Origin of the sequence: Streptomyces abyssomicinicus, from assembly GCF_008974245.1 — a bacterium.
Classification (GTDB): Bacteria; Actinomycetota; Actinomycetes; order Streptomycetales; family Streptomycetaceae; genus Streptomyces; species Streptomyces abyssomicinicus.
The window spans coordinates 1673332-1695495 of record NZ_BBZI01000005.1; the positions used below are offsets into that span (position 1 = coordinate 1673332).

The window sequence follows — 22164 nt, forward strand, 5'->3', positions numbered from 1 at the left end:
TCCCCGCATCGCGAAACCCGAGAAGGACACACATGGCCACCGCTGCACAGGACGCCTCCACCGCCGGCTCCGCACTCACCTTCCCGGAGGGCTTCCTCTGGGGCTCCGCGACCGCCTCGTACCAGATCGAGGGCGCGGCCGCCGAGGACGGCCGCACGCCGTCCATCTGGGACACCTACGCCCGCACCCCGGGCAAGGTCCGCAACGGCGACACCGGAGACATCGCGACCGACCACTACCACCGCTGGCGCGAGGACGTCGCGATGATGGCCGACCTCGGCATCGGCGCGTACCGCTTCTCCCTCGCCTGGCCGCGCGTCCAGCCCACCGGCCGGGGCCCCGCCGTCCAGAAGGGCCTCGACTTCTACCGCCGCCTCGTCGACGAGCTGCTGGAGAAGGGCATCAAGCCGGTCGCGACGCTGTACCACTGGGACCTGCCGCAGGAGCTCGAGGACGCCGGCGGCTGGCCCGAGCGCGCCACCGCCGAGCGGTTCGCCGAGTACGCGGCCATCGCCGCCGACGCCCTCGGCGACCGGGTCGCGACGTGGACCACCCTCAACGAGCCCTGGTGCAGCGCCTTCCTCGGCTACGGCTCCGGCGTGCACGCCCCGGGCCGCACCGACCCGGTCGACGCCCTGCGCGCCGCGCACCACCTCAACCTCGGCCACGGTCTCGCCGTGCAGGCGCTGCGCAGCCGGATCCCCGCCGACGCCCAGGTCTCGGTCACGCTCAACATCCACCACGTGCGCCCGCTCACCGACGCGGCCGAGGACGTCGACTCGGCCCGCCGCATCGACGCGCTGGCCAACCGCGTGTACACCGGCCCCATGCTGGGCGGCGCCTACCCCGAGGACCTCCTCAAGGACACCGCCGGCCTCACCGACTGGTCCTTCGTGCGTGACGGCGACCTGACGGAGATCCACCAGCCGCTGGACTTCCTCGGCGTCAACTACTACACGCCGACCCTCGTCTCCAAGGCGGACGGCAGCGGCACCCACAACTCCGACGGACACGGCCGCAGCTCCCACAGCCCGTGGCCCGCGGCCGACGAGGTCGCCTTCCACCAGCCGCCCGGCGAGACCACCGCCATGGGCTGGGCGGTCGACGCCACCGGCCTGTACGACCTGCTGCGCCGCCTCGGCTCCGACTTCCCCGGCCTGCCGCTGGTGATCACGGAGAACGGCGCCGCCTTCGACGACTACGCCGACCCCAACGGCGAGGTGAAGGACCCGGCCCGCATCGCCTACGTGCGGGACCACCTGGCCGCCGTCCACCGGGCCATCCAGGACGGCACGGACGTGCGGGGCTACTTCCTGTGGTCCCTGCTGGACAACTTCGAGTGGGGCTACGGCTACAGCAAGCGGTTCGGCGCGGTCTACGTCGACTACCCGACCGGCAGGCGCATCCCCAAGGCCAGCGCCCGCTGGTACTCCGAGGTGGCCCGCACCGGAGTCCTCCCCGGCGTCTGACCCTCCCCGCCCCCCCTGCCTGGTGCGGCGTCCCACAGCCCGCACGTCGCCGCACCGCGGACCCGCCCCCGAACGCCCGCTCCCCCGGGCCGGGGGCGGGCCTGTTCCCGGCCCGGGGCGGCGGGTCAGACCGCGAGCCGGAGCGCGCGGGCGATCTCGGGAGCGGAGGAACCGGTCGCGGTCGTGGCGCAGCCGTCCCGGAGCGCGGCGTCCTGGTCCTTGAGGCCGTTGCCGGTGAGGGTGACGACGACCGTCTGCCCGGGATCGAGCAGCCCGCGCCGGTGACGGTCGAGGAGGCCGGCGACGCCCGCGGCCGAGGCCGGCTCGACGAAGACGCCGTCGTGGCGGGCCAGCAGCCGGTACGCCGCGAAGATCTGCTCGTCGGTGACGGCCGCGAACAGCCCGCCGGACTCGTCGCGGGCGGCGACGGCGCCCTGCCAGGTCGCCGGTTCGCCGACGCGGATGGCGCTGGCCAGCGTCTCCGGGCGGGAGACGGGCTTCCCGTGGACGAGCGGTGCCGCGCCCGCCGCCTGGAAGCCCCACATCCGCGGCAGGCGGGTGGCGGGGCCCTCCGTCCGGTACGCCCGGTAGCCCTGCCAGGTGGCGGTGACGTTCCCGCCGTTGCCCACCGGCAGGCAGTGGATGTCGGGGGCGTCGCCCAGCGCGTCGACGACCTCGTAGGCCACCGTGCGCTGGCCGGACAGGCGCAGTTCGTTGCCGACGCTGTTCACCAGGGCGACCGGGTGGCGGTCGGCGAGCTCGCGGGCGGCCCGCAGGCAGTCGTCGAAGGTGCCGTCCACCTCGATGATCCGCGCGCCGTGGCGGACGGTCTGGCCGAGCTTGCCGAGAGCCACGTGCCCGCGCGGAACGAGGACGGCCGAGCCGATGCCGGCCCGTGCGGCGTAGGCCGCGGCCGAAGCACTGGTGTTGCCCGTGGAGGCACAGATCACCGCCTCGGCGCCCGCCTCGGCGGCCCGGCTGATCGCCACGGTCATGCCGCGGTCCTTGAACGAGCCGGTGGGATTGGCGCCCTCGTTCTTCAGGCGGACGTCGCAGCCCGTCAGCCGTGACAGGTACCCGGAACGCAGCAGAGGTGTGTTGCCCTCGTGGAGCGACACGGCCGGGGTGCGGTCGGTGACCGGGAGCCGGCTCCGGTAGGCGCTGTTGATCAGTCCTTGCCAAGGAGTCATGGGCGGAAACGTAACACATGTTTCATCGATGCCTTCCAAGGCGTTTTGATGTAACGTTCGACAGCATGGAGAGAGTGGTGTCCCAGCTCGAGGAGATGTACCAGCGGCTCGCGCCCGGCGAGCGTGCGGTGGCCCGCCTGTTGCTGGACGACTTCCCGTTCGCCGCACTGGGGTCGCTCCGGGCGCTGGCGGAGCGGGCAGGAGTCAGTCCGCCCACCGCGTCACGGCTGGTCGACCGTCTCGGCTACCAGGGCTTCTCGCAGTTCCAGGCGGCGGTACGGGCCGAGGCGCAGGACCAGTCCCGGCTGCGCGAGTTCACCGCTCATGGCGCCGATCCCGGCAGCGCGGCGGCCGACCTGCATCACGGTCTGGCACAGACGATCGCCGCCCTGAACGGCCCCCTGCTGGACTCGGCGGCCGCGGCACTCGTCTCGGCGCGGACGGTGTGGGCACTGGGCGGCCCGTTGAGCGAGCTGGCGGCGGACTACCTGGCCCGTCAGCTGGGGGCCTTGCGGCCCGCCGTCCGCTTCGTCACCGGTCCGGCGCCGGAGCGGGCCCGGTCGCTGCTGGAGGTGACCTCCTCGGACCTGGTGGTCGCCTACGACTTCCGCCGCTACTCGGCGGAGACGGCCGCCTTCGTGCGGGCCGCCCGTGCGCGGGGGGCCCGGCTCCTGCTGGTCACCGACGCCTGGGGATCACCGCTGGCGGACGAGGCCCACACGCTCGTGCCGCTGCCCCGTGAGGCCGCCGGTCCCATCGCCCCCCTCACGCACGAGATCGCCGTGACCGAACTCCTGCTCGTCGCGGTGGCGGCCAAGCTCGAGGCGTCGGGGCGCCTGGACGAACTCGACGCGCTGACCCGGTCGCTGCAGCCGCCCCGCGAGGCCTGAACGGGCGGCGCAACGCCCGCCGCCCGTTCACTCCAGCAGCCCGAGCTCGGTGTCCGGCCGGCACTGGGGGCAGGGCTGCACGCCCTCGGCCAGCGCGCGCAGCGCCTGGTCGCGGGCGACGCCGTGGCTGCGCCTGCCGCCGCTCCAGCAGCCGCCGACATGGACGTAGACGGGGGAGCGGCCGCTCAGTCCGTGCTCGATCAGCCACTGGGCCGCCGGACGCCCGCCCTGTGCCGGCCGCTCCCGGGTGACGGCCTCGCGCCGCTCCTCCTGCGCGATCCAGCGGCGCGTGCGCTCGAGGTCGCGCTCCTGCACCCGTTCCAGGAAGCGCAGGAGGGCGAGCCGTGAGGGCTCGGCGTCGGGATCGGTCACATATTCGAGTATACGTTCGAGTTGCCTGGTGTCGCCCCTCCGCCCGGACGGGGCCGGGACCGCCTCGGCGCCCTGCTCGTGACGGCGGTCACCGGTGAGGGCGCCCGAGCATCGTCGCAAGAGGCCACCCGCGTCGGGTGCCCCGCCGTTGGACTCCTCGGATGCCGGGCGACGAAGGCGGGACCACGGACGGGGCCCGGACACTCGCGCAGGCCTACCGGCGCTACGCGGAGGCCGACGCGGCGAAGACCTCGCCGCTGTACGCGCGCGTCGCCGCGGCGCTGAGCGGGTCCGGCGAGGCGCTGCGCGCCATCGAGGCCGCCCCGGCACGCAAGCGCAACCCCGCGGTGATCCTGGCCGCGCTGCACCACCTCGCCCTCGACGGCCGCGCCCCGCGGCTCGCCGCCGCGTACGCCGCCGGGGACGGCGAGGCCGCCGCCGCGGCCCTCGAGACGGTGCTGCGCATGCCCGGCCCCGTGCTGGCCGTCGCCGCGCTCCGGCCGCCGCGGGCCGACGAGAGCGGACGTCACGCGGTGCTGTACCCGGCCGTCGCCGAGGCCGCGCACCGCCTCGGCGCCAGGACCGTGGGGCTGATCGACGTGGGCCGCCCCACCGGGCTCAACCTCCAGGTCGACCGCGTCCGCATCGACTACGGCGACGGCCGGGTCCTGGGCGATCCGTCGTCCCCCGTCCAGGTCTCAGCCTCGGTCGTGGGGGACCGGCCGGTCCCGGAGCGGGCGATGCCCGAGGTCGTCGCCCGGGTCGGCGTCGACCGCGACCCGGTCGACGTCACCGACCCGGAGGAGGCCCGATGGCTGCGCGCCTGCCTCCCGCCGGACCCGCCGGAGCGGCTCGCAGGGTTCGAGGCGGAGCTCACCTCGGCAGCCGCGGCCCCTCCGCTCCAGCTGCGGGGCGACCCCGTCGAGGCGCTGTCCGACGCCTTCGACCACGTGCCGGACGGCGCCCTGCCCGTCGTCACCACGTCGTGGACCCTGTCGCGTCTCCCGCTCGAGAGCCGTCTGCGTTTCCTGCACCGTCTGGACGAGGCGGCGGCCCGCCGGCCGGTGGCATGGGTGTCGGCGGAGGGGGTCGGGGTCGCCCCGGCGGTGCCGACCCTCGGCGACCGCCGCGCCTCCGGCCACAGCATCATCGGCCTGGCACTGCTCGACGGCCCGGCACTGCGCACCGAGGCCGTCGGCCGCTGCTGGTCGCAGGGCCGCCTGCTGGCCTGGCTGGCGGACTGAAGGCAGGGCGGCGGGCCGTCCGCGCCCTCGCGGCCTCCGGGGGCTACCAGGTCCGCCCTTCGGGCAGTTCCTCCAGGCCGGGGGCTGAAAGGTGCAGCACCTCGTAGCGCTCGGTCGCCTCCTCGTCCGGCGCGGCGGCGTCCGCCCACAGCACGAAGCGCACCAGCTGCCAGTGGTGGGGGTCGACGGCCAGCGCGGCCGAGTGCACACCCGCCCCGCGGGACAGCCGGCGCAGGTCCTCCGCCTCCCGCTCGACCAGCGCGGACAGTCCCAGCCCGGTGCCGTCGGGGTCGCAGTCCGCGGGGAGCGCGGTGAGGCGCCGCGACGCCGCCCTCGCGACGGACCCGCGGGCCGGCCCGGCATGGCAGGCGACGCCCGTCCAGTGCCGCACGGAGGGCCGGCCGAAGTCCCGGACGATGTTCTGGAAGCCGCCCCCTCCGACGAGGAAGCGGGCCATCGCCCCGGGATCGTCCCACAGGTAGAAGGGGGCGTACTGGTTGACCGGCGAGCCGTCGACGCCGCGTTCGCGGATGACGTACGCCTTGAGTCCCAGTCCGGCGCGGTCGTCGAGGGCATGGCCGCCCACCGCCACCCGCTCACGGATGATCCGCATGTCGTGGTCGGCTGGCAGCGTGATCTCGTACTGTGCGGCGTACATCAGGCTCTTCCTCCGGGCGGGTGCGACGAGCGGTCCCAGTATCCCGTGGATCGCTCGGCCCGAACGGCCGAACCCGGGGCGAAGTGACCGTCACCGCAGGCCGCGCGGACGGCACGAGGACGCCCCGTCGGTCACCGACGGGGCGTCCTCCACCGCCTGTGGCCTCCTCGCGGGCGAGGAGGGGCCGCCTGCGGCCTGGCGCGGATCAGCGGTTGGTCCACAGGTTCCAGAAGAAGGTGCCCTCGGCGCACTGGTAGCGGTCCCAGTGCCCGCGCTCGATGCCTTGCTGACCGGCGGTCTGGCAGCCTCCCAGCGTGACGTACTTGCCGCGGTGGACGTCGAGGCCGTCGCCCGCCCGGACGGCGACCACGTCGTCGGGGGCGGCGAGGGCGGGCGCCGCCGAGGCGGTACCGAGCGCCGTCACGGTGATCGTCACGAAGGCCGCAAATGCCGTGCGTGCACGCATGGTGATGTCCTTTCGGTGGTGGGTGGGGCCGGCCGAGCGGCATCCGCCGTCACGGCCGGGACCGGCGGAGCGCTCACCCTCGGGGGTGATCCGTCGGACCGGTACGCCGAGTTTGCGCAGGAAGCGGCGCTTTCACCACCTGATCCCGCTTGATTCACCGATGTCGGGACAAATACAGTCCTGACCTGCTGGGACGTCTCTCGTCCCGGGAGACGGGACGGCCGTGGGAACGCGTCGTTCCGCCGCTCCGATCGGCAGAAAGGCCCTTCGATGACCGGTCCGCGCCCGGAGCGGGACGAGGCGGTACGGCGGCTGGCGAACGCGCTGCGGAGTCTCCAGCGGCAGTCGGGGTGCACACTGCGCGTCCTGGAGGCCAGGGTGCGCGTCAGCGACTCGTCCCTCTCCCGCTATTTCCGGGGCGAGAGCGTGCCGGTCTGGCCCGTGGTGCGGGATCTCTGCCGGGCGATGGGCGCGGACCCGGCCGAGTACCGCGCCCTGTGGGAGGCCGCCGACCGTGCCACCCGCCCGGGCGAGGAGGGCGAGAAGGGCGAGAAGAGCGAGGAGGGCGAGGCCCGCGCCCCCGGCGCCGCCGGTCCGCCTCAGGCCCGCGGCCGGGCGTGGTGGCGCCGGTCGAGCGGGGGACTGTCCCGCGGTGGGGTCGTCGCGGTGGCCTCGGCGGCCGCCGCCGCGGGAGGTCTGGCGGCCTGGGCGCTGACTGCGCTGCTTCTCCCGCTGGGCGGGTCCGGCGCCCAGTCGGCGCAGGGCGCCGCGGGCAGGGCGGTGGGGGAGGGTGGCGAGGCCGGTGTCGTCGTCCACAACGCGGAGGAGGCATGCCGGAAGCCGCGCACGCACGACTGCGCGCTCGCCCTGGCCCACGACCCCTATCGCCCCTACGTCAGATCCAACGCGGCGGGCCGTGTCTGGCACCACGACCTGCTCCAGGCGCGCTGCACGGTCGCCGACGGCGTCACCGTCACCGACGAGAACGGAAAGCACAGCAGCATCTGGATCCAGGTCACGCGCGACGGCAGGCATGTCTGGCTCCCCGGCATCCGCGTCGCCCCCGACGACCTGAACCAGCTCGCCCGGCTTCTGCCCCACTGCCCTCCCGTGGGATGAGCACCTCGGAGACCGCGGAAGGCGCAGGCCCGCCGAGGCCGCGGGCAGGAGGGTACGGCCCCGCGCCCCGCTCTACAGGGCCGGTTCCCCGTCGACCCGGTCGGCGGCCAGTTCCTGGTTGAGCGTGTGCAGGAAGTCCGCCACCGTGGCGAGCTGCGCGGGCGTGAACTGCCGCATCGCCGCCTCGGTGCTGCGCGCCAGCGGGCCGAAGTACTGACGGGCCAGCGCGCGGGCCGCCGGCTTGTACTCCAGGTGCACGACCCTGCGGTCGGCGCTGTCCCGCGTCCGGCTGATGTGCCCGGCGCGTTCCAGCCGGTCGACGCAGGCGGTGGCCGCGCCGGAGGTGAGGCTCAGGCGCTCGGCCAGCCGCGAGGGGGTCATCGGGCGGCCGTCCGAGACCGCGGAATCCATGATGGCCGCCAGTGCGTGGACATCGGTGGCGTGCAGATCGTGGCTCTGCGCGAAGGAGTGCGCACGTCGGTTGATCTCGCTGGTCAGCGTCCGCAGCAGGACGGCGTAGGCCTGCAGGTCGTGCGCGGTGGCGTTCCGGCTCTCCGGACTGGTCCGTTCCATGGGGCCCACTCTACGATCTCTCGATGATTGAGATACTTTCTCTTTGAGATATGTTGACCTTCGTCGTCCGCTCCGCGTCCGTTGGGAAGTGCATGAACACCCTGCGTCGACCAGTCCGCCGGCTGGTCCCTCTCGTTCTCGTCGTCGTCTGGCTCGGCCTCGGGGGAGCCTTCGGCTCCTACGCGGGCAAGCTCGGGGAGGTCGCCACCAACGACCAGGCGGCGTTCCTGCCGCAGAACGCCCAGTCCACCAAGGTCATCGAAGAGCAGAAGGCGTTCGACCAGGAGGAGACGCTCCCCGCGATCGTCGTCTGGACCGCCGAGGGCGGAGGGCAGCTGGACACCGCCCAGCAGGAGGCCGCCACCCGGCAGCTGGCCTCACTGGCCGGCGCCGACGGCGTGGCCGGCGCACCCTCGCCGGCGCTGCGCTCCGAGGACGGGGAAGCCCTCCAGGGCGTCGTCCCGCTGAGCCCCGAGCTGGGGGACCGGCTCGCCGAGGTGCTGGAGGAGGTGGAGACGGCCGCCGCGGAGGTCCCCGGCGCCCGCGCGCAACTCGCGGGTCCGGCCGCAACCCAGGGCGATCTGAGCGAGGCCTTCGCCGGCATCGACGGCATCCTCCTCGGCGTCGCGCTCGCCGCCGTCCTCCTCATCCTGCTGCTCGTCTACCGCAGCATCCTGCTGCCCCTCGCCATCATCATCAGCGCCGTCTTCGCACTCGGTGTCGCATGCGCCGTCGTCTACGTCCTCGCCGACCACGACATCGTGCGGGTCGACGGCCAGGTCCAGGGCATCCTGTCGATCCTCGTGATCGGCGCGGCCACCGACTACGCACTGCTGCTGACGGCGCGCTTCCGGGAGGAGCTGTCGCACAGCGGGGACAAGGTGGCCGCGGCCGTCGCCGCGACGCGGGGGTCCTTCGGCGCGATCACCGCCAGCGCCGCGACCGTCGCCCTGGGTCTGCTCGCCCTGCTGCTCAGCGACCTGACCAACAACCGCGCGCTGGGGCCGGTCGGAGCGATCGGCATCGTCTGCGCGGTGCTCACCACGCTGACGTTCCTGCCCGCGGTGCTCGCCCTGACGGGCCGGGCCGCGTTCTGGCCGGCCAAGCCCCGTTCCGCCGACGCGGAGACGGGCGGGCACGGAGTCTGGCGTCGGGTCGCCCACCGGGTGGACACCGGCCCGCGACGGCTGTGGCTGGGCACCATGGCCCTGCTCGTGGCCGGGGCCGCGCTCTTCCCCACCCTGCAGTCGAAGGGCGTGCCGCTGGACGAACTGTTCGTCAACGACGCGCCGTCGGTCGCCGCGCAGCAGACCCTCGGCGAGCACTTCCCCGGCGGGTCCGGCCAGCCGGCCGTGATCATCGCCGACGCGGACAAGCGGGCGGACGTGGAGGAGGCGGCCGCCGCCACGGCGGGCGTGGCGGACGTCCGGGTGGTCCCCGAGTCCGGCAGGCCCGGCGCGGCGCCCCTGGTGGCCGACGGCCGGGTGCGCGTCGACGCGACCCTCACCGCCGCACCGGACAGCGACGCCGCCAAGGACACCGTGAGCGCACTGCGGGAACGGCTCGGCACGGTCGACGCCAGTGCCCTGGTCGGCGGCTACACCGCGCAGCAGTACGACACCCAGAGCACCGCGGAGCACGACCGCACCCTCATCATCCCCGTCGTCCTCGCGATCATCCTGCTCATCCTGGTCGTCCTGCTGCGCTCCCTGCTGCTCCCGGTGCTGCTGGTGGCGACCGTGGCGCTCAACTACCTGGCGACGCTCGGAATCGCGAGCCTGGTGTTCGAACACGGCTTCGGCTTCTCGGGCACGGACGCCTCCGTCCCGCTGTACGGATTCGTCTTCCTGGTCGCCCTGGGCGTCGACTACAACATCTTCCTGATGTCCCGTGTGCGGGAGGAGACGCTGCGTCTGGGAACGCGGCAGGGGGTCCTGCGCGGACTGATCGCCACCGGTGGGGTGATCACCTCGGCCGGTGTCGTGCTGGCCGCCACGTTCGCCGCGCTGATCGTCATCCCGCTGGCGTTCCTCGCGCAGATCGCCTTCATCGTGGCGTTCGGCGTGCTGCTGGACACCATCGTGGTGCGATCGCTACTGGTGCCGGCCCTGGTGCGCGACATCGGCCCCAAGGTGTGGTGGCCCAGCCGTCTGACGCGCGAAGCGGCGGAGGGGGACGGGCCGACGACCCGGCAGGAGGAGGCGAAGGCGGAGGCGAGGCTGGGCTGACCGGTCGCCCCGTCCCGGTCCCGCCCGTCGGCGGGACCGCGACGGGGCGCCTCAGACCGCGGCGGTGCGCCGCCTTTCCTTCAGGGTCTCCACGCCCAGCAGGTCGTCCGGCAGCGCGTCGGGCATCTCGGTGTCGAACCGGGCCAGCCGCGGCATCCGCAGGGCGCCCGCCACCACGAGAGCCATGCCGGCCGAACAGAGCAGGAACATCAGCGCGATGCCACGCCCCGGACCGGTCCCGACCAGCAGACCCGCCGTGGAGGCCAGCGCCCCGTCCTCGGCGAGCAGCCGTTCGAACAGGCCCGAGCCCAGCGGCGCTATCAGCCCCATGCCGATCGGCAGCGTCGACCAGGCCACCAGGGTGTTCAGGGCGAACACCCGGCCGTGGTAGCGGAACGGCACCTTGAGCTGCACGATCGTGGTGTAGACGGAGTTCATGAGGGTCAGGAAGAAGGTCAGGGCGAAGGCACCCACCCCCACCGTCACCAGCGACGGCCGGACGCCGACGAGGACACCGCCGGCGGCCATGCAGACCGTGGTCACCAGCACCACCTGGAAGCGACGGCGGCCCGGACCGCCCCACACCGCCATGACGCCGCCGCCCAGCAGCACCCCGAGGCCGGAGACGACGGAGACGGTGCCCACCTCCGCCAGTCCCGCGAAGGACAGCACCAGCGGCGACACCAGCAGCATCAGCGGCGAGAGGAAGAGGTTGAGGACGGCGAAGAAACCGAGCATCGAACGCAGCCCGCGGTCCCGCCAGGTGTAGGCGAACCCCTTGGCCATCTCGGTGGTGAGCGGCTCCCGGGGGCGCCACGGCAGGGTGTTCGGGAAGCGGACCAGGGCCACGGTGAGGATCGCGAACGCGTAGCTGGCCACGTCGATGAGCACGATGCCGCCCAGGTCGATCAGGCTGAGCAACCCGGCCGCGACCAGCGGCACGATCAACTGCGCCACACCGTTGGTCAGTTGGGTGACCCCGATGGCGTGCCCCAGGAAGTGCTTGGGGACCAGCTGCGGCACCGCCGAGCCGAAGGCGAGCCGCTGGAACGTGGTGGTCACCGACAGCGCGGCGACCAGGACGTAGGTCTGCCAGTACTGCAGGGCGCCGGTCAGCACCAGTGCCGCCAGGACCGCCGTCACCGCCGCGGAGGCGATGTCGGCGAACAGGATCACCTTGCGCCGGCTGCCCCGGTCCACGATCGCCCCGGCCAGCGGGGAGAGCAGCAGGCCGGCCAGGTTGAGCACGGCCAGGGTGGAGAACTGGGCGATCGATCCGGAGTCCAGCAGCACCGTGATCGGCAGCGCCCAACCGGTCAGCGCCGACCCGATCAGCGAGACCTGCTGGCCCGCCGCGATCGCCATGAAGCGGCCCATGCCGGGCCTGACCCCGTCCGCCCCGGAGGTGTCCCGGCCCGCCGCAGCGACCTCGTGGACCCACCAGGTGTCGTCGTCCCCGCGCGCGGGCGGCGCCTGGAGCCGGGTGTGCACCCGGAGCACGTCGGCCAGTTCCTCGGCCCGGTACCGCAGGAAGAAGTGACCGCCCTCGTCCAGCACCACCAACGCGGCGGTGTCGGTGAGGAAGTGCCACTCCCGGAAGCGCTCCTCGTACATCTGGGTCGCCGGGTCGCGCTCGCCGATCACCGAGACGACCGGCGCCCGCAGCCGCTCGCGGTCCGGAGTGTCGAAGAGCCGGGTGAAGTAGCGTTCGGCCGCCCGAGAATCGTGCCGCATGGTGCGGATGATCCGGTCCGCGACCCCCGGCTCCAGCTCGTCCAGGTCGACGCCGCGGGCCTTGAGCGAGTCGAGGTCGCTCCGGCTGCTGCGCCAGCGGTCGAGGAAGTCCGGCCGCGACAGGCGGCGCAGCAGCCCGCCGGGGCGGGCGAAGGGGAAGATCGCGCCGATGTAGACCGCGTCGACCGTCCGGCCGGCCGCCTCCACCCGGCGGGCCAGCTCCACGGCGAGCGCGGCGCCGACCCCGCAGTGGCCGTAGACCACCAGCGGGCCCTCGACGGCCAGGATCTCCTCGGTGGTCCGCGCGGCCAGCTCGTCGAAGTCCATCGGCTCCTCGTCGAGACCGATGTCGTTGCCGGGGATCGACAACGCGTACAGGGCCTCGTCGGCCGGGAGGGCGTCAGCGAGCGGCTGGTACACGATGGCGCTGCCCGACCCGTACGGCACGCAGACGTAGCTGACGCGCGCGGCGGGCCGCGCCGGGGTGAGCCGCTGGAGCAGGGGGCGGGGACCCTCCGGGGCCGGTTCCGCGGCGAGCGCGGCCAGTTCGGCGACGGTACGGCAGGAGAACATGTCGACCACGCCGACCTGCCGGCCGCCCGGCGGCAGTGCCCTGCGGAGTCTGGCCACCACCTGGATGGCCAGCAGCGAGTGACCGCCCAGGTCGAAGAAGTCGTCGTCCAGGCCGACCCGTTCGGCCTCCAGCACCTCGGCCCAGACGGCGGCGACCACCCGCTCGGTCGCGGTGGCAGGCTCGCGGTACTCGGCGGTGGTGACGGCGGGCGCGGGCAGCGCCTTTCGGTCCAGCTTGCCGTTGGGAGTCAGCGGCAGCGCGTCCAGCGGGACGAAGGCCGACGGCACCATGTACTCCGGCAGCACCGCACGGACGGCCTCGCGGGCCTCGGCGGGGTCGGCCGGGCCGCCGACCAGGTAGGCGATCAGCCTCCGGTCCTCGCCGACCACGACCGCGGCCTCCCGGGCGCCGGCCCGCTCGCGCAGCGCCGCCGCGATCTCGCCGAGCTCGATCCGCAGGCCGCGCAGCTTCACCTGGTCGTCCAGCCTGCCCAGGAACTCCACGCTGCCGTCGGGCAGGCGGCGCGCGGCGTCGCCGGTGCGGTACAGGCCGCCGGCGAAGCGTTCCGCGGTCAGTTCCGGCCGGTCGTGGTAGCCGGCCGCCACCGGCACGCCGCCCAGGTACAGTTCGCCCGGCACCCCGACGGGCACCGGTTCGCGGTGGGCGTCGAGGACGTGCAGCTCGGCGTTCTGGATCGGCCGGCCGATCGGCACCCGGGCCCGGCCGCGCAGGTTCTCCTCGGTGCACCGCCAGGCGGAGACGTCGATCGCGGCCTCGGTCGGGCCGTACAGGTTGTGCAGTTCGGCGGGCAGGGCGCGCAGGCAGCGCAGGGCCAGGTCGACCGGCAGTTCCTCGCCGCTGCACACGATCCGGCGCAGCGAGGCGCAGCGCTCGACGCCGTCCTCGGCGAGGAAGACGCCCAGCATCGAGGGGACGAAGTGGACGGTGGTGACCGCCTCCGCCTCGATCAGCTCGCGCAGGTGGCCGGGATCACGGTGGCCGCCGGGCTCGGCCAGCAGCAGCCGGGCGCCGGTCATGAGCGGCCAGAAGAACTCCCAGACCGACACGTCGAAGCCGGCCGGGGTCTTCTGCAGCACGGTGTCGTCCGCGGTGAGTCCGAACCGCTTCTGCATCCAGTCCAGCCGGTTGACGACCGACCGGTGCCGGTTGGGTACGCCCTTGGGGCGCCCGGTGGAGCCCGAGGTGTAGATCAGGTAGGCGGGCGTGTCCGGACCGCCGGCCGGCTCCACCGGCGTGGTGGGGTGTCCGCCCCACTCCTCGGCGCGGTCGAGCGGCAGGACGGCCGCGCCGGTCGCGCCGAGGGCCGGGCCCAGCTCCCCGTCGGCGATCCGGCACTGGGTGAGGACCACCGGTGCGGCTGCGTCGGCCAGCATGAACTCCAGCCGCTGCGCCGGGTATTCGGGGTCGAGCGGCACATAGGCGGCGCCGCTCTTGAGGACGCCGAGCAGCCCGGCCACCAGCTCCAAGGAACGTTCCGCGCAGACGCCGACCAGTGTGCCGGGGCCGACGCCCAGCGCCCGCAGCCGGTGGGCGACCTGGTTGGCCCGCGCGTCGAGCCCGGCGTAGTCGAGCGAGCTCCCGGCGAAGGTGACCGCGGTGGCCCCGGGGGTCCGCCGGACCTGCTCCTCGATCAGGCCGTGCAGCGTCCGGTCGGAGGGGAAGTCCGCCTCCGTGTCGTTCCACCGCGTCAGCAGCGCGCGCTCGGCGTCGTCCAGCAGCGGGAGCCGGCTGACGGGCGTACCGGGCCGGGCCACGGCGGCGCGCAGCAGGGTCTCCAGGTGCCCGGCCATGCGGGCGACGGTGTCCGCCTCGAACAGCGTGGTCTTGTGGACGAACGTGCAGTCGAGCGCGGAGTCGGCGGCCGGGGTGAGGTACAGCTCGAGGTCGTGCCGGGCGGAGCCGGGCGGCAGGGGGTAGTCGGCGGCCTCGGGACCGGCGGCCTCGGGACCGGCGTCCCCGGAGTCCCCGGCGTTCCCGGGTCCGCCGCCAGGGGGCAGGTCGTGCAGGGAGAAGAGGACGTCCACGAGCGGCTGCCGGCTGGGATCGCGCGGCACGTTCAGTTCCTCGACCAGCCGGGCGAAGGGCAGTTCCTGGTGGTCCAGGGCGTCGATGACCGTGTCGCGGGTGCGGGCGAGCAGGTCGGCGAAGGTCGGGTCGTCGGACAGCCGGGCCCTTAGCACCAGCGTGTTGACGAACATGCCGACGGTGTTCTCGAACTCCGGTCTGGTCCGTCCGGCCACCGGCGTGCCCACGCCGAAGTCGTCCCGGCCGGTGCACCGGGCGAGCAGCGCGGTGAAGGCGGCCAGGACGGTCATGAAGGGCGTGGCCCCGTGCGCGCGTCCCAGCTCACCGATGGCGGCGGTGAGTCCGGGGTCGAGGGTGCGGGTGACCGACGCGCCGTCGAAGCGCTGCCGGGGCGGCCTGGGCCGGTCGGTGGTGAGGTCGAGCCGGGGCAGGTCCGCCAGTTGCCCGCGCCAGTAGGCACTGTCCCGTTCGTGGGTCCGGTCGCGCTGCCAGGCGGCGACGTCCGCGAACCGGACGGCGGGCGGGGCCGCCGCCTCGCCCCGGTACAGGGCGAGCAGATCCCGCACCAGCAGCTGCGCCGACTGGCCGTCGGCCACCAGATGGTGCACCAGCAGCGCCAGGACGTGGTCCTCGGGGCCGCGGGTCACCAGCAGCGCGCGCAGCAGCGGGCCTTCGGCGGGGTCGAGCGGGAGGGCACTCTGGGCGTCGATCGCGGCCCTCGTCCCCGCGTCGTCCGCCGCCTCGGCACGCACCAGCGGGACCTCGCACTCCGCCACCTCCCGGACGGCCGGACGGCCGTCCGCGTCGGCGGGGAACCGGTGGCGGAGGCTGTCGTGGCGCCGGGGCAGCTCCGCCAGTGCCTCCTTGAGCCGCGGCAGGTCGACGGGGCCGCGCAGCCGGACCGGCAGGACGACGGTGTAGGTGGAGGTCCCGGGAACGAACTGCTCCATGAACCACAGCGGTTCCTGGGCGGGCGCGAGCACCGGCTCGCTGCCCTCGGGCCTGCGCGGTATCTCCTGGACGCCGCGGCGGGCGAGCCGTCTGCGCAGCAGTTCCCTCTTGGCTTCGGACATCTCGACGGGCGGCATCAGACAATTCCTTCGACGGAGTTCTTCAACGCCTTGAGGAACAGCGCGGCATCCCGGCCGTTGATCAGACGATGGTCGTAGGCGAGCCCGATGTGGGCCAGGGTGCCGTCCGACGGGGCGGTGACCGCCAGTGCGCAGGCGGTGCCGGGGAAGACGAAGGGGATGGCGAGCACCACGTCCCCCTCGGTGTGGAGCGTGATGACGAAGTTGGCGCCGGTGAGGTCGCGTTCGTCGAAGCCGCCCTTGGTGGCCGCCAGCCGGTGGGCGGTGAGCCGGGTGGCGATCTCCCGCAGGGTGAGGTTGCCGGCGTCGTGGAGGCAGGGCACGTACAGTCCTTCGCCCAGATCGACGGTGACGCCGATGTTCGGGGCCTCGGCGGGGAAGGCGGTCGTACCGTCGATCGAGGAGAAGAACCGGGGGAAGTCGCCGTGCAGCGCCGCGACCCGCTGGACGAACAGCTCCGCCAGGCCCACGGGGCGGCGGACCTCGCGGGTCAGCTCCCGGGCCCGGGCGAGGGCGGGCCCGAGGTCCATCCGGACCACGGTGTACGCGGCGGGGACGGTGCGGTGGGAGAGCTCCACCGCCCGTGCCACCGCCTTCTGCACCCGGGTGAGCGGGACGCCGTTCGCCTCCCCGGCGGCGGCCGGAGCGCGGGCGGCCGGAGCGCCGGACGGTTCGGACGCCTCCGCGGCGCCCGGCCCGTTCGCGGCGCCCGGCTCCCGGGGCCCGTGCATCGCGTCGGCCAGCGCCTGGACGTCCTCGCGGCGGACCACGGGCACGTCCAGCGCGGCGAGCCGGTCGGCGCTCACGCCCAGCCGGTCGGCGAGCTCCCGCGCGGGCCGGGTGACCAGCGGCCCACCCTCGGCCCGCGCGGCCGGCCCACCCTCGGCCCGCGCGGACGCCGCCGGTGCGGCCGGGGCCGCCGGCCGGGGCCGGGAGGGCCGCGCGCCCTCGGCCACCACTTCCCCGATCACCTCGCCGGGCCGGCAGCGGGCGCCCTCCGGGACCAGCGGACGGAGTGTTCCGGCGGCCTGCGCCTCCAGTTCCTGACTCGCCTTGGAGGTCTCGACCTCCGCGACGGGCTGGCCCTCGGCGACCCGTTCCCCCTCCCCGACCAGCCAGGCGGTCAGCACGTAGTCGGTGTCGTTGTTGTTGAGCTTGGGCATCAGCAGCTCAGCCACGCAGGGTCTCCCGGATGACGCGACGGACGGCCGAGGCGCCGACCAGCACCTCGCGCTCCAGATGCGGGGCGGTGGGGATCACCGAGTCCGCGGAGTGGATCAGGGTCACCGGCCCCGCGAGCTGCCGCCAGTGGCGCCGGTGGACCACATGCGCCACCTCGGCCCCCCAGGTGCCGCCCGCGGTGCCCTCCTCCACCACGAAGACGTGCCGGGCGGGAGGCAGGTCGAGCTCGACCGGGTACAGCCGGGAGGGCACCAGCAGGGTGCAGACGATCTCCTCCTCCAGGAGCAGATCGCGCATCGCCCGCAGCACACGGTGCGCCACCCCGCCGCCCGCCACGATCACGCAGTCCGGCTCGTCGGTGAGCCCGACCCGGGCGACGCCGCCGTCGCGCTCGAGCGTGAACGGCGGTTCCACCTCGTCCATCGCACGGGTGTAGAGCACCTTGTCCTCGAAGAGCACACAGGGCTCCTCACGGGCCAGCATCTCGGCGAACACCTCGGCGTTGTCCCGGAACGGCGAGACCTCGTAGAGCGCCAGGTGGGGGACGCCGATGAAGTGCTTCTGCGGGCTCTGGCTGTGCGTCGGACCGTACCCGCGCCCTCCGCCGACGGGGCAGCGCACCACCATCCGCATCGGCACCCGGGAGCCGTACATGGAGACCGACTTGGCGGCGAAGTTGACCAGCTGGTCGAAGGCGAGCGTGGCGAAGTCGCCGAACATGATCTCCACGACGGCGGCGTCGCCGGCCAGTGCCAGCCCGGCCGCGACGCCGGTGACGGCGTTCTCGCTGATGGGGGTGGTGAGCACCCGGTCGGGGAAGCGGGTGGAGAGCCCGCGGGTGACGCCGAAGGCGCCGCCGTAGGGGTCGAGGACGTCCTCGCCCAGCAGGTGCAGCCCCGGGTCGTTCTCCAGCGCGGTGTGCAGGGCGGCGTTCAGGTTCTCGGCGACCCTCATGAAGGCTCCCGGCCGGCCACGTCCCGGGCCACCTCGTCGATGTACGTCCGCGCCGCGGCGTCCAGGCGTGCGAACGGGTCCGGGCAGGCCGCGGCGTAGCGCCGGTACCAGTCCGCCTCCCGGGCCCGCTCGACGACCTCGGCGGGCCGGGTGTCGTCGCCCTTGCTGTGCGGTCCGAGCCGGTGGGTGGCGAACTCCACCACCAGCGGCCTGCCCTGACGGACCGCCGCGATCCCGGGCGCCAGTCGCCGGCGGATCACGGCGAGGTCGACCTCGTCGGTGAACGCGTGTGCGATGCCGAAGGCGGCGGCGCGTCCGGCGACGGTGCCGGCCATGGCGGCCGAGGTGGGGGTGGTCTGGGCGATGCCGTTGTTCTCCACGACGACGAGCAGCGGCAGCCGCCACAGGGCGGCGAGGTTGAGCGCCTCGTACACGCCGCCCTCGCCGAAGGTGCCGTCGCCGATGTGGACGCAGGCCAGCGCGCCGGGCTCGGCGCGCTTCAGGTGCAGCGCGACCCCGCACGCCACCGGCAGGCTCTCGCCCTGGACCCCGGTGGACAGGAAGCGGTCCCGGCGGATGTGCTGGCTCCCGCCCACCCCGCCGCACACCGCGCCGCGGCGGCCCATGATCTCCGCGAGCAGGCCCTCGGGGTCCTCGAAGCGGGCCAGGTAGTGGCCGTGGCCGCGGTGGTTGCTGAAGACGTGGTCGTCCGGCCGGAGCAGCGGCCGCAGGGCGACCGGGATGTACTCCTGGCCGAGGCAGGTGTGGGTGGTGCCGTTGAGCATGCCCTGGCCGAACAGCTCCAGCAGCTTCAGCTCGAACGCGCGGATGGCGAGCATCAGCGACAGGTCCTCGTCGGCCGGCTCCTCGAGCGGCGGCGCGTGCTCCTGTTCCGGGGCGGTGGCGGTCATCCGCGGACCACCGCCACCACACCGGCGATGGTCGGGTTGTCGAAGAAGTCGTCCAGCGAGATCTCCACGCCGAGCCGCTGCTCCATCCTGGAGATGATCTGGGTGATCGTCAGTGAGTGGCCGCCCAGGTCGAAGATGTCGTCGTCCGGTGCGATCGGCGCGCAGTCCAGCACGGTCTCCCAGATCTCGCGTACCTGGGCGACCAGCGGGTCGTCCGGGGAGCCGGAGGTGGCGGGGACGGCCGCTACGGCGTCGGCCGGGGCGGGGGTGGCGTCCGCCGCGGCTTCCGCCGGGGCCTCGGTGACGGGCGCGGCGGTGGGCGCGGCCGGCGCGCCGGCCGTCGGGGGCGCCGAGGCGAACGGCAGGAGGTCGCCGAGCGGCCGGTCCGGGGCGATCGCGACGGCGGCGAGCAGGCCGGTGAGGTCGTCGGCGAACCGCCCGGGGACGGTCAGCTCCCGCGGATCGTGACGCAGGCTCACCCGCGCGCCGTCCGTTGCCTGGACGACCTGCAGTTGCAGCGCCCCGCGGACGCCGTGGTTGAAGGCGAGCCATTCGACCTCGCCGAGCGCCGGGCGCTCGGCGGCGAGCCGGCGGTAACTGAGCGAGACGGGTGCGAGCGCCGCGTGCGGGCGCAGGCCCGGGACGGCGCGGGCGAGCGGCACGTCGCGGTACGCGTACATCTCCCGCAGTTCGGCGCGCAGTTGCTCGGCGAAGCCGCGGAACGGGGCGCCGGCCGACGGGCGGGAGGACAGCGGCAGTTCGTTGACCCAGCAGCCGATCTCGCTGTCCCGTCCCTCGGGGCGGGTGGACAGGTCCAGGGCGGTGACCACCTCGGGGTTGCCGTAGGAGGCCAGCAGGGCGTGCAGGGCGGCCGTCAGGACCTCGAAGCGGCTCAGCCCGTCCAGCCGGGGAATGTCGAGGGAGAACTCCAGCAGCGCCCCGTCCGCGGTGGAACGGGAACGCAGGACCTCGCCGGCGACGACGGTGGCCTCCGCCCGGTGCGGGCGGCCGGCCCAGAAGCGGGTGGCCTCCGCGGTGACGGCCGACGTCCGCTCGCCGGAGGTCCGCCCGGCGCCGTGGTCCGCGTCCGCGGGGCGGGGGCCGCCGAGGGCGCCGCCGCCGATCAGCGTCCCGAGGCCAGCGACGAGCACGTCCTTGGAGCCGCCGTCGAGGACCAGGTGGTGCGCGACGCAGACCAGGGTGTCGGAACCGACCAGGGCGAAGCGGCTGAGCGGGCCCGCGGCGAGGTCGAACGGCCGGGTGACCACCTCGTCGACCGAGGCGGCCCGCCGGAGGGCCGGCGGCTCGGCGGCGGCCACCAGGTGCGGGACCCCGTCGCGCTCGGCCACCGCACCGGCGAGCGCCGGATGGCGTTCCACCAGGGCGTGGCAGGCCTTGGCGAGGACGTCGTGGTCCGGCGGTGAGGAGAGACGGATCACCACGGGCATGTGGTACGCGGTGCCGGCGCCCTGCCGGGCGGCGATCCACATGCCGTGCTGTGCGGGGGAGAGCTGGCTCATCGGACGGCCTCTCGGAGCGCGCGCTTGTCGACCTTGCCGCCGTGGTTGCGGGGAAGGGTGTCGAGGGTGACCAGGCGGTAGGGCTGTTCGTGCGGGGCCAGCCGCCCGGTGAGGAAGGCCCGCAGTTCCGGGTGGCCGACGGCGCCGACCACGGCGATCGCCACCGCCTTGCCGAGCGCCGGGTGCGGTACCCCGAAGGCCGCGGCCTCCACGACCTGGGGATGCTGGTACACGGCCTCCTCGACGTGCAGCGTGGAGACCTTGTACGCCCCGGACTTGATGACGTCGCTCTCCCGGTCGACCAGGTAGAGGTATCCGTCGCCGTCGAGGCGGCCGAGGTCGCCCATCCGGACCCAGCCGTCGCGGAAGACCTCGCCGGTCGCGGCGGCGTCCCCGAAGTAGGTCCGGACGGCGGTGGGCGAGCGCATCCACACCTCGCCGGTCTCTCCCGCGGGCAGCGGCTCGCCCCTGGGCGTCGTGATCCTGACGGCTCCGCCCGAGGCGGGACGCCCGACGCTGGAGGGACGTCCGGCGTCGTAGAGCATCACCGTCTGGGCCGGCGCGGCCTCGGTGGAGGTGTAGTAGTTGGCGATCGTCGCGCTCGGGAAGGCGGTGGTCAGTTCGCCCGCGACCTTGGCCGGCAGGGGGGCCGCGGCGGATCCCAGCAGCAGCACGCTCGACAGGTCGTGCCTGGTGTGCGCGCCCGCGGCGAGCAGTTCGATCGCCATGGTGGGGACCAGGAAAACCGTGCCGGCCCGGTACCGCTCGATCATGCGGGCGAAGCGGCCGGGGGTGAACCGGCCGAGGGTGACCACGGTGGGGTGGGCCCCGATGGCGTTGGCGAGCATCCACTGACCGGCGTTGGTGCCGACCGGGAAGGCGTGGGCCAGATGCCGGGAGTGGGCGAAGGGTCTTCGCCGCCCGCCCCAGCCGTACGCCAGGTTCGCGTGGGTGGCCAGCACGCCCTTGGGACGCCCGGTGGTTCCGGAGGTGTAGAGGATCTGCGCGGGGTCGGCGGGCCCCGGCAGGTCCGGCGTCCCCCCTGCGGCGGGCAGCGCGCCGGGGCGCAGCACCCGGGCCGCGCCGCAGTGCCGGAGCATCGCCTCGACGTCGGCCTCGGCGAGCTGGTCGGAGAGCGGGACGGCGACGGCCCGCGCCTTGAGCACGCCGAGGAACGCGACGGCGTATTCCAGCCAGTCGCCGTTGCCGAAGACCAGGCCGATCCGCTCGCCGGGGGTGACTCCCTGGGCGAGCAGCCCGCAGGCCACGGCGTCGGAACGTTTCTCCCATGAGGCGAACGGGAGCGCTCCCATGCCGTCGAGGGCGAGCGCCTCCCGTTCCGGCTCGGCGTCGGCACGTGCTCGAAGCAGATGGCAGAGCGTCACGCTCATGGTGCTCCTACGCAACCGTAGTGGTATGGACCATTGTGGGGGTCGCGAGGCAGCAGCTTGTCAGCGGTGTGAGGGAACGTCAACCCTGAGTTTCCGGGGGAAAGTTGACGATCTTGTTCGGCCGGCGCATCGCTGTCATGTCACACTCAGTGAACGCGCGGCGCGTGGAGGAAGCCCGTTCCCCGGCCCGATTCCCCGCCGCTTCCTCGAGCCCTTGACTGCCGGACGGGCGACTGTCCATAGTGGCGCGCATCCAAGCGCACTCCTCCCCCCACACGAGTGGCGAAATCTGGACGGCCGGTCCTCCGGCGCGTCCGTGAACGGGTGGGACGCACGCGAATGACACAGCGCGCACCGGTGTCCGGACGGCCGGTCCGGGCCGGCGCGACGGAGGGACCGGAAGCACCCCGGATCATGGAGAGTTCCCCGACGCTCCCGCCCGCCCCTCCCCGCCGCCCGCTTCCGGTCCGCGTGGTCGGCGCCCGGCGGCGCGCATCCGTTCACCCCCGCCCACCGGACCGCACGCCGCCGGGCGGCGCAGGCGGCCCGGAC

16 protein-coding genes are annotated in these 22164 nt (G+C 74.1%); 5 read left to right on the top strand and 11 right to left on the bottom strand.

From position 1 onward, the window contains the following. Positions 1–32: 32 nt before the first annotated feature. A complete protein-coding gene (locus tag GBN72_RS07105; protein ID WP_151770712.1) occupies positions 33–1469 on the top strand; it encodes a GH1 family beta-glucosidase in 1437 nt (478 codons plus the stop codon). A gap of 125 nt (positions 1470–1594) precedes the next feature. Here GBN72_RS07105 and thrC read toward each other — a convergent pair whose 3' ends face one another. Beyond that, positions 1595–2659: a threonine synthase gene (gene thrC, locus GBN72_RS07110; RefSeq protein ID WP_151770713.1), complete on the bottom strand. Its 1065-nt coding sequence runs from the start codon at positions 2657–2659 to the stop codon at positions 1595–1597. Between the two features lie 65 nt (positions 2660–2724). Between thrC and GBN72_RS07115 the strand changes: the two genes are divergently transcribed. Continuing rightward, positions 2725–3549: a MurR/RpiR family transcriptional regulator gene (locus GBN72_RS07115; protein ID WP_164540420.1), complete on the top strand. Its 825-nt coding sequence runs from the start codon at positions 2725–2727 to the stop codon at positions 3547–3549. A 27-nt stretch (positions 3550–3576) separates the two neighbouring features. Here GBN72_RS07115 and GBN72_RS07120 read toward each other — a convergent pair whose 3' ends face one another. Further along, positions 3577–3921, bottom strand: a complete 345-nt coding sequence (locus GBN72_RS07120; RefSeq protein ID WP_164540422.1) for a DUF6233 domain-containing protein — start codon at positions 3919–3921, stop codon at positions 3577–3579. A 161-nt stretch (positions 3922–4082) separates the two neighbouring features. On the opposite strand from GBN72_RS07120, the gene GBN72_RS07125 reads away from it, so the two are divergent. Continuing rightward, on the top strand, positions 4083–5165 hold the full coding sequence (locus GBN72_RS07125) for a DUF2332 domain-containing protein (RefSeq protein WP_151770715.1): 1083 nt from the start codon (positions 4083–4085) through the stop codon (positions 5163–5165). 43 nt (positions 5166–5208) lie between these two features. Here GBN72_RS07125 and GBN72_RS07130 read toward each other — a convergent pair whose 3' ends face one another. Together GBN72_RS07130 and GBN72_RS07135 are read right to left on the bottom strand one after the other, a co-directional pair. After that, the gene (locus GBN72_RS07130) at positions 5209–5823 is read right to left on the bottom strand and encodes a DUF4865 family protein (protein WP_151770716.1); all 615 of its coding nucleotides are present in this window, start codon (positions 5821–5823) and stop codon (positions 5209–5211) included. Between the two features lie 205 nt (positions 5824–6028). Beyond that, positions 6029–6289, bottom strand: a complete 261-nt coding sequence (locus GBN72_RS07135) for a hypothetical protein (protein WP_151770717.1) — start codon at positions 6287–6289, stop codon at positions 6029–6031. Positions 6290–6559: 270 nt separating this feature from the next. Between GBN72_RS07135 and GBN72_RS07140 the strand changes: the two genes are divergently transcribed. Next, positions 6560–7408 carry a helix-turn-helix domain-containing protein gene (locus tag GBN72_RS07140; protein ID WP_151770718.1) on the top strand — a complete coding sequence of 283 codons (849 nt, stop codon included), beginning with the start codon at positions 6560–6562 and terminating at the stop codon, positions 7406–7408. Positions 7409–7480: 72 nt separating this feature from the next. Here GBN72_RS07140 and GBN72_RS07145 read toward each other — a convergent pair whose 3' ends face one another. Then, the gene (locus GBN72_RS07145; RefSeq protein ID WP_151770719.1) at positions 7481–7981 is read right to left on the bottom strand and encodes a MarR family winged helix-turn-helix transcriptional regulator; all 501 of its coding nucleotides are present in this window, start codon (positions 7979–7981) and stop codon (positions 7481–7483) included. A gap of 92 nt (positions 7982–8073) precedes the next feature. On the opposite strand from GBN72_RS07145, the gene GBN72_RS07150 reads away from it, so the two are divergent. After that, positions 8074–10209 (top strand): MMPL family transporter, encoded by a 2136-nt coding sequence (locus GBN72_RS07150; RefSeq protein ID WP_151770720.1) that lies wholly within the window; start codon positions 8074–8076, stop codon positions 10207–10209. A 51-nt stretch (positions 10210–10260) separates the two neighbouring features. Here GBN72_RS07150 and GBN72_RS07155 read toward each other — a convergent pair whose 3' ends face one another. The 6 genes from GBN72_RS07155 to GBN72_RS07175 are packed head-to-tail and all read right to left on the bottom strand — an operon-like array spanning position 10261 to position 21612. Beyond that, on the bottom strand, positions 10261–15651 hold the full coding sequence (locus GBN72_RS07155) for a non-ribosomal peptide synthetase/MFS transporter (RefSeq protein WP_151770721.1): 5391 nt from the start codon (positions 15649–15651) through the stop codon (positions 10261–10263). Next, complete coding sequence (locus tag GBN72_RS34570; RefSeq protein WP_174887074.1) at positions 15651–16832, bottom strand: 2-oxo acid dehydrogenase subunit E2; 1182 nt, start codon at positions 16830–16832, stop codon at positions 15651–15653. Before GBN72_RS34570 ends, GBN72_RS07155 begins: the two co-directional genes overlap by 1 nt. After that, positions 16825–17790 carry an alpha-ketoacid dehydrogenase subunit beta gene (locus tag GBN72_RS34575; protein WP_174887075.1) on the bottom strand — a complete coding sequence of 322 codons (966 nt, stop codon included), beginning with the start codon at positions 17788–17790 and terminating at the stop codon, positions 16825–16827. The genes GBN72_RS34570 and GBN72_RS34575 overlap by 8 nt, the downstream gene beginning before the upstream one ends. Beyond that, complete coding sequence (locus GBN72_RS07165; protein ID WP_151770722.1) at positions 17787–18701, bottom strand: thiamine pyrophosphate-dependent dehydrogenase E1 component subunit alpha; 915 nt, start codon at positions 18699–18701, stop codon at positions 17787–17789. Before GBN72_RS07165 ends, GBN72_RS34575 begins: the two co-directional genes overlap by 4 nt. Then, entirely contained in the window at positions 18698–20221 is a 1524-nt protein-coding gene (locus GBN72_RS07170) for a condensation domain-containing protein (protein WP_151770723.1), read from the bottom strand. The genes GBN72_RS07165 and GBN72_RS07170 overlap by 4 nt, the downstream gene beginning before the upstream one ends. Beyond that, the gene (locus GBN72_RS07175) at positions 20218–21612 is read right to left on the bottom strand and encodes a class I adenylate-forming enzyme family protein (RefSeq protein ID WP_151770724.1); all 1395 of its coding nucleotides are present in this window, start codon (positions 21610–21612) and stop codon (positions 20218–20220) included. The genes GBN72_RS07170 and GBN72_RS07175 overlap by 4 nt, the downstream gene beginning before the upstream one ends. Positions 21613–22164: the final 552 nt, after the last annotated feature.

Excerpts from the sequence above, each read along its gene's own strand:
- GBN72_RS07175 (WP_151770724.1), bottom strand. The coding sequence starts at position 21,612 with ATGAGCGTGACGCTCTGCCATCTGCTTCGAGCACGTGCCGACGCCGAG.
- GBN72_RS07135 (WP_151770717.1), bottom strand. The coding sequence starts at position 6,289 with ATGCGTGCACGCACGGCATTTGCGGCCTTCGTGACGATCACCGTGACG.
- GBN72_RS07140 (WP_151770718.1), top strand. The coding sequence starts at position 6,560 with ATGACCGGTCCGCGCCCGGAGCGGGACGAGGCGGTACGGCGGCTGGCG.
- GBN72_RS07130 (WP_151770716.1), bottom strand. The coding sequence starts at position 5,823 with ATGTACGCCGCACAGTACGAGATCACGCTGCCAGCCGACCACGACATG.
- thrC (WP_151770713.1), bottom strand. The coding sequence starts at position 2,659 with ATGACTCCTTGGCAAGGACTGATCAACAGCGCCTACCGGAGCCGGCTC.
- GBN72_RS34575 (WP_174887075.1), bottom strand. The coding sequence starts at position 17,790 with ATGAGGGTCGCCGAGAACCTGAACGCCGCCCTGCACACCGCGCTGGAG.
- GBN72_RS07165 (WP_151770722.1), bottom strand. The coding sequence starts at position 18,701 with ATGACCGCCACCGCCCCGGAACAGGAGCACGCGCCGCCGCTCGAGGAG.
- GBN72_RS07105 (WP_151770712.1), top strand. The coding sequence starts at position 33 with ATGGCCACCGCTGCACAGGACGCCTCCACCGCCGGCTCCGCACTCACC.
- GBN72_RS07170 (WP_151770723.1), bottom strand. The coding sequence starts at position 20,221 with ATGAGCCAGCTCTCCCCCGCACAGCACGGCATGTGGATCGCCGCCCGG.
- GBN72_RS07155 (WP_151770721.1), bottom strand. The coding sequence starts at position 15,651 with ATGCCGCCCGTCGAGATGTCCGAAGCCAAGAGGGAACTGCTGCGCAGA.
- GBN72_RS07145 (WP_151770719.1), bottom strand. The coding sequence starts at position 7,981 with ATGGAACGGACCAGTCCGGAGAGCCGGAACGCCACCGCGCACGACCTG.
- GBN72_RS07115 (WP_164540420.1), top strand. The coding sequence starts at position 2,725 with ATGGAGAGAGTGGTGTCCCAGCTCGAGGAGATGTACCAGCGGCTCGCG.
- GBN72_RS07125 (WP_151770715.1), top strand. The coding sequence starts at position 4,083 with ATGCCGGGCGACGAAGGCGGGACCACGGACGGGGCCCGGACACTCGCG.
- GBN72_RS07150 (WP_151770720.1), top strand. The coding sequence starts at position 8,074 with ATGAACACCCTGCGTCGACCAGTCCGCCGGCTGGTCCCTCTCGTTCTC.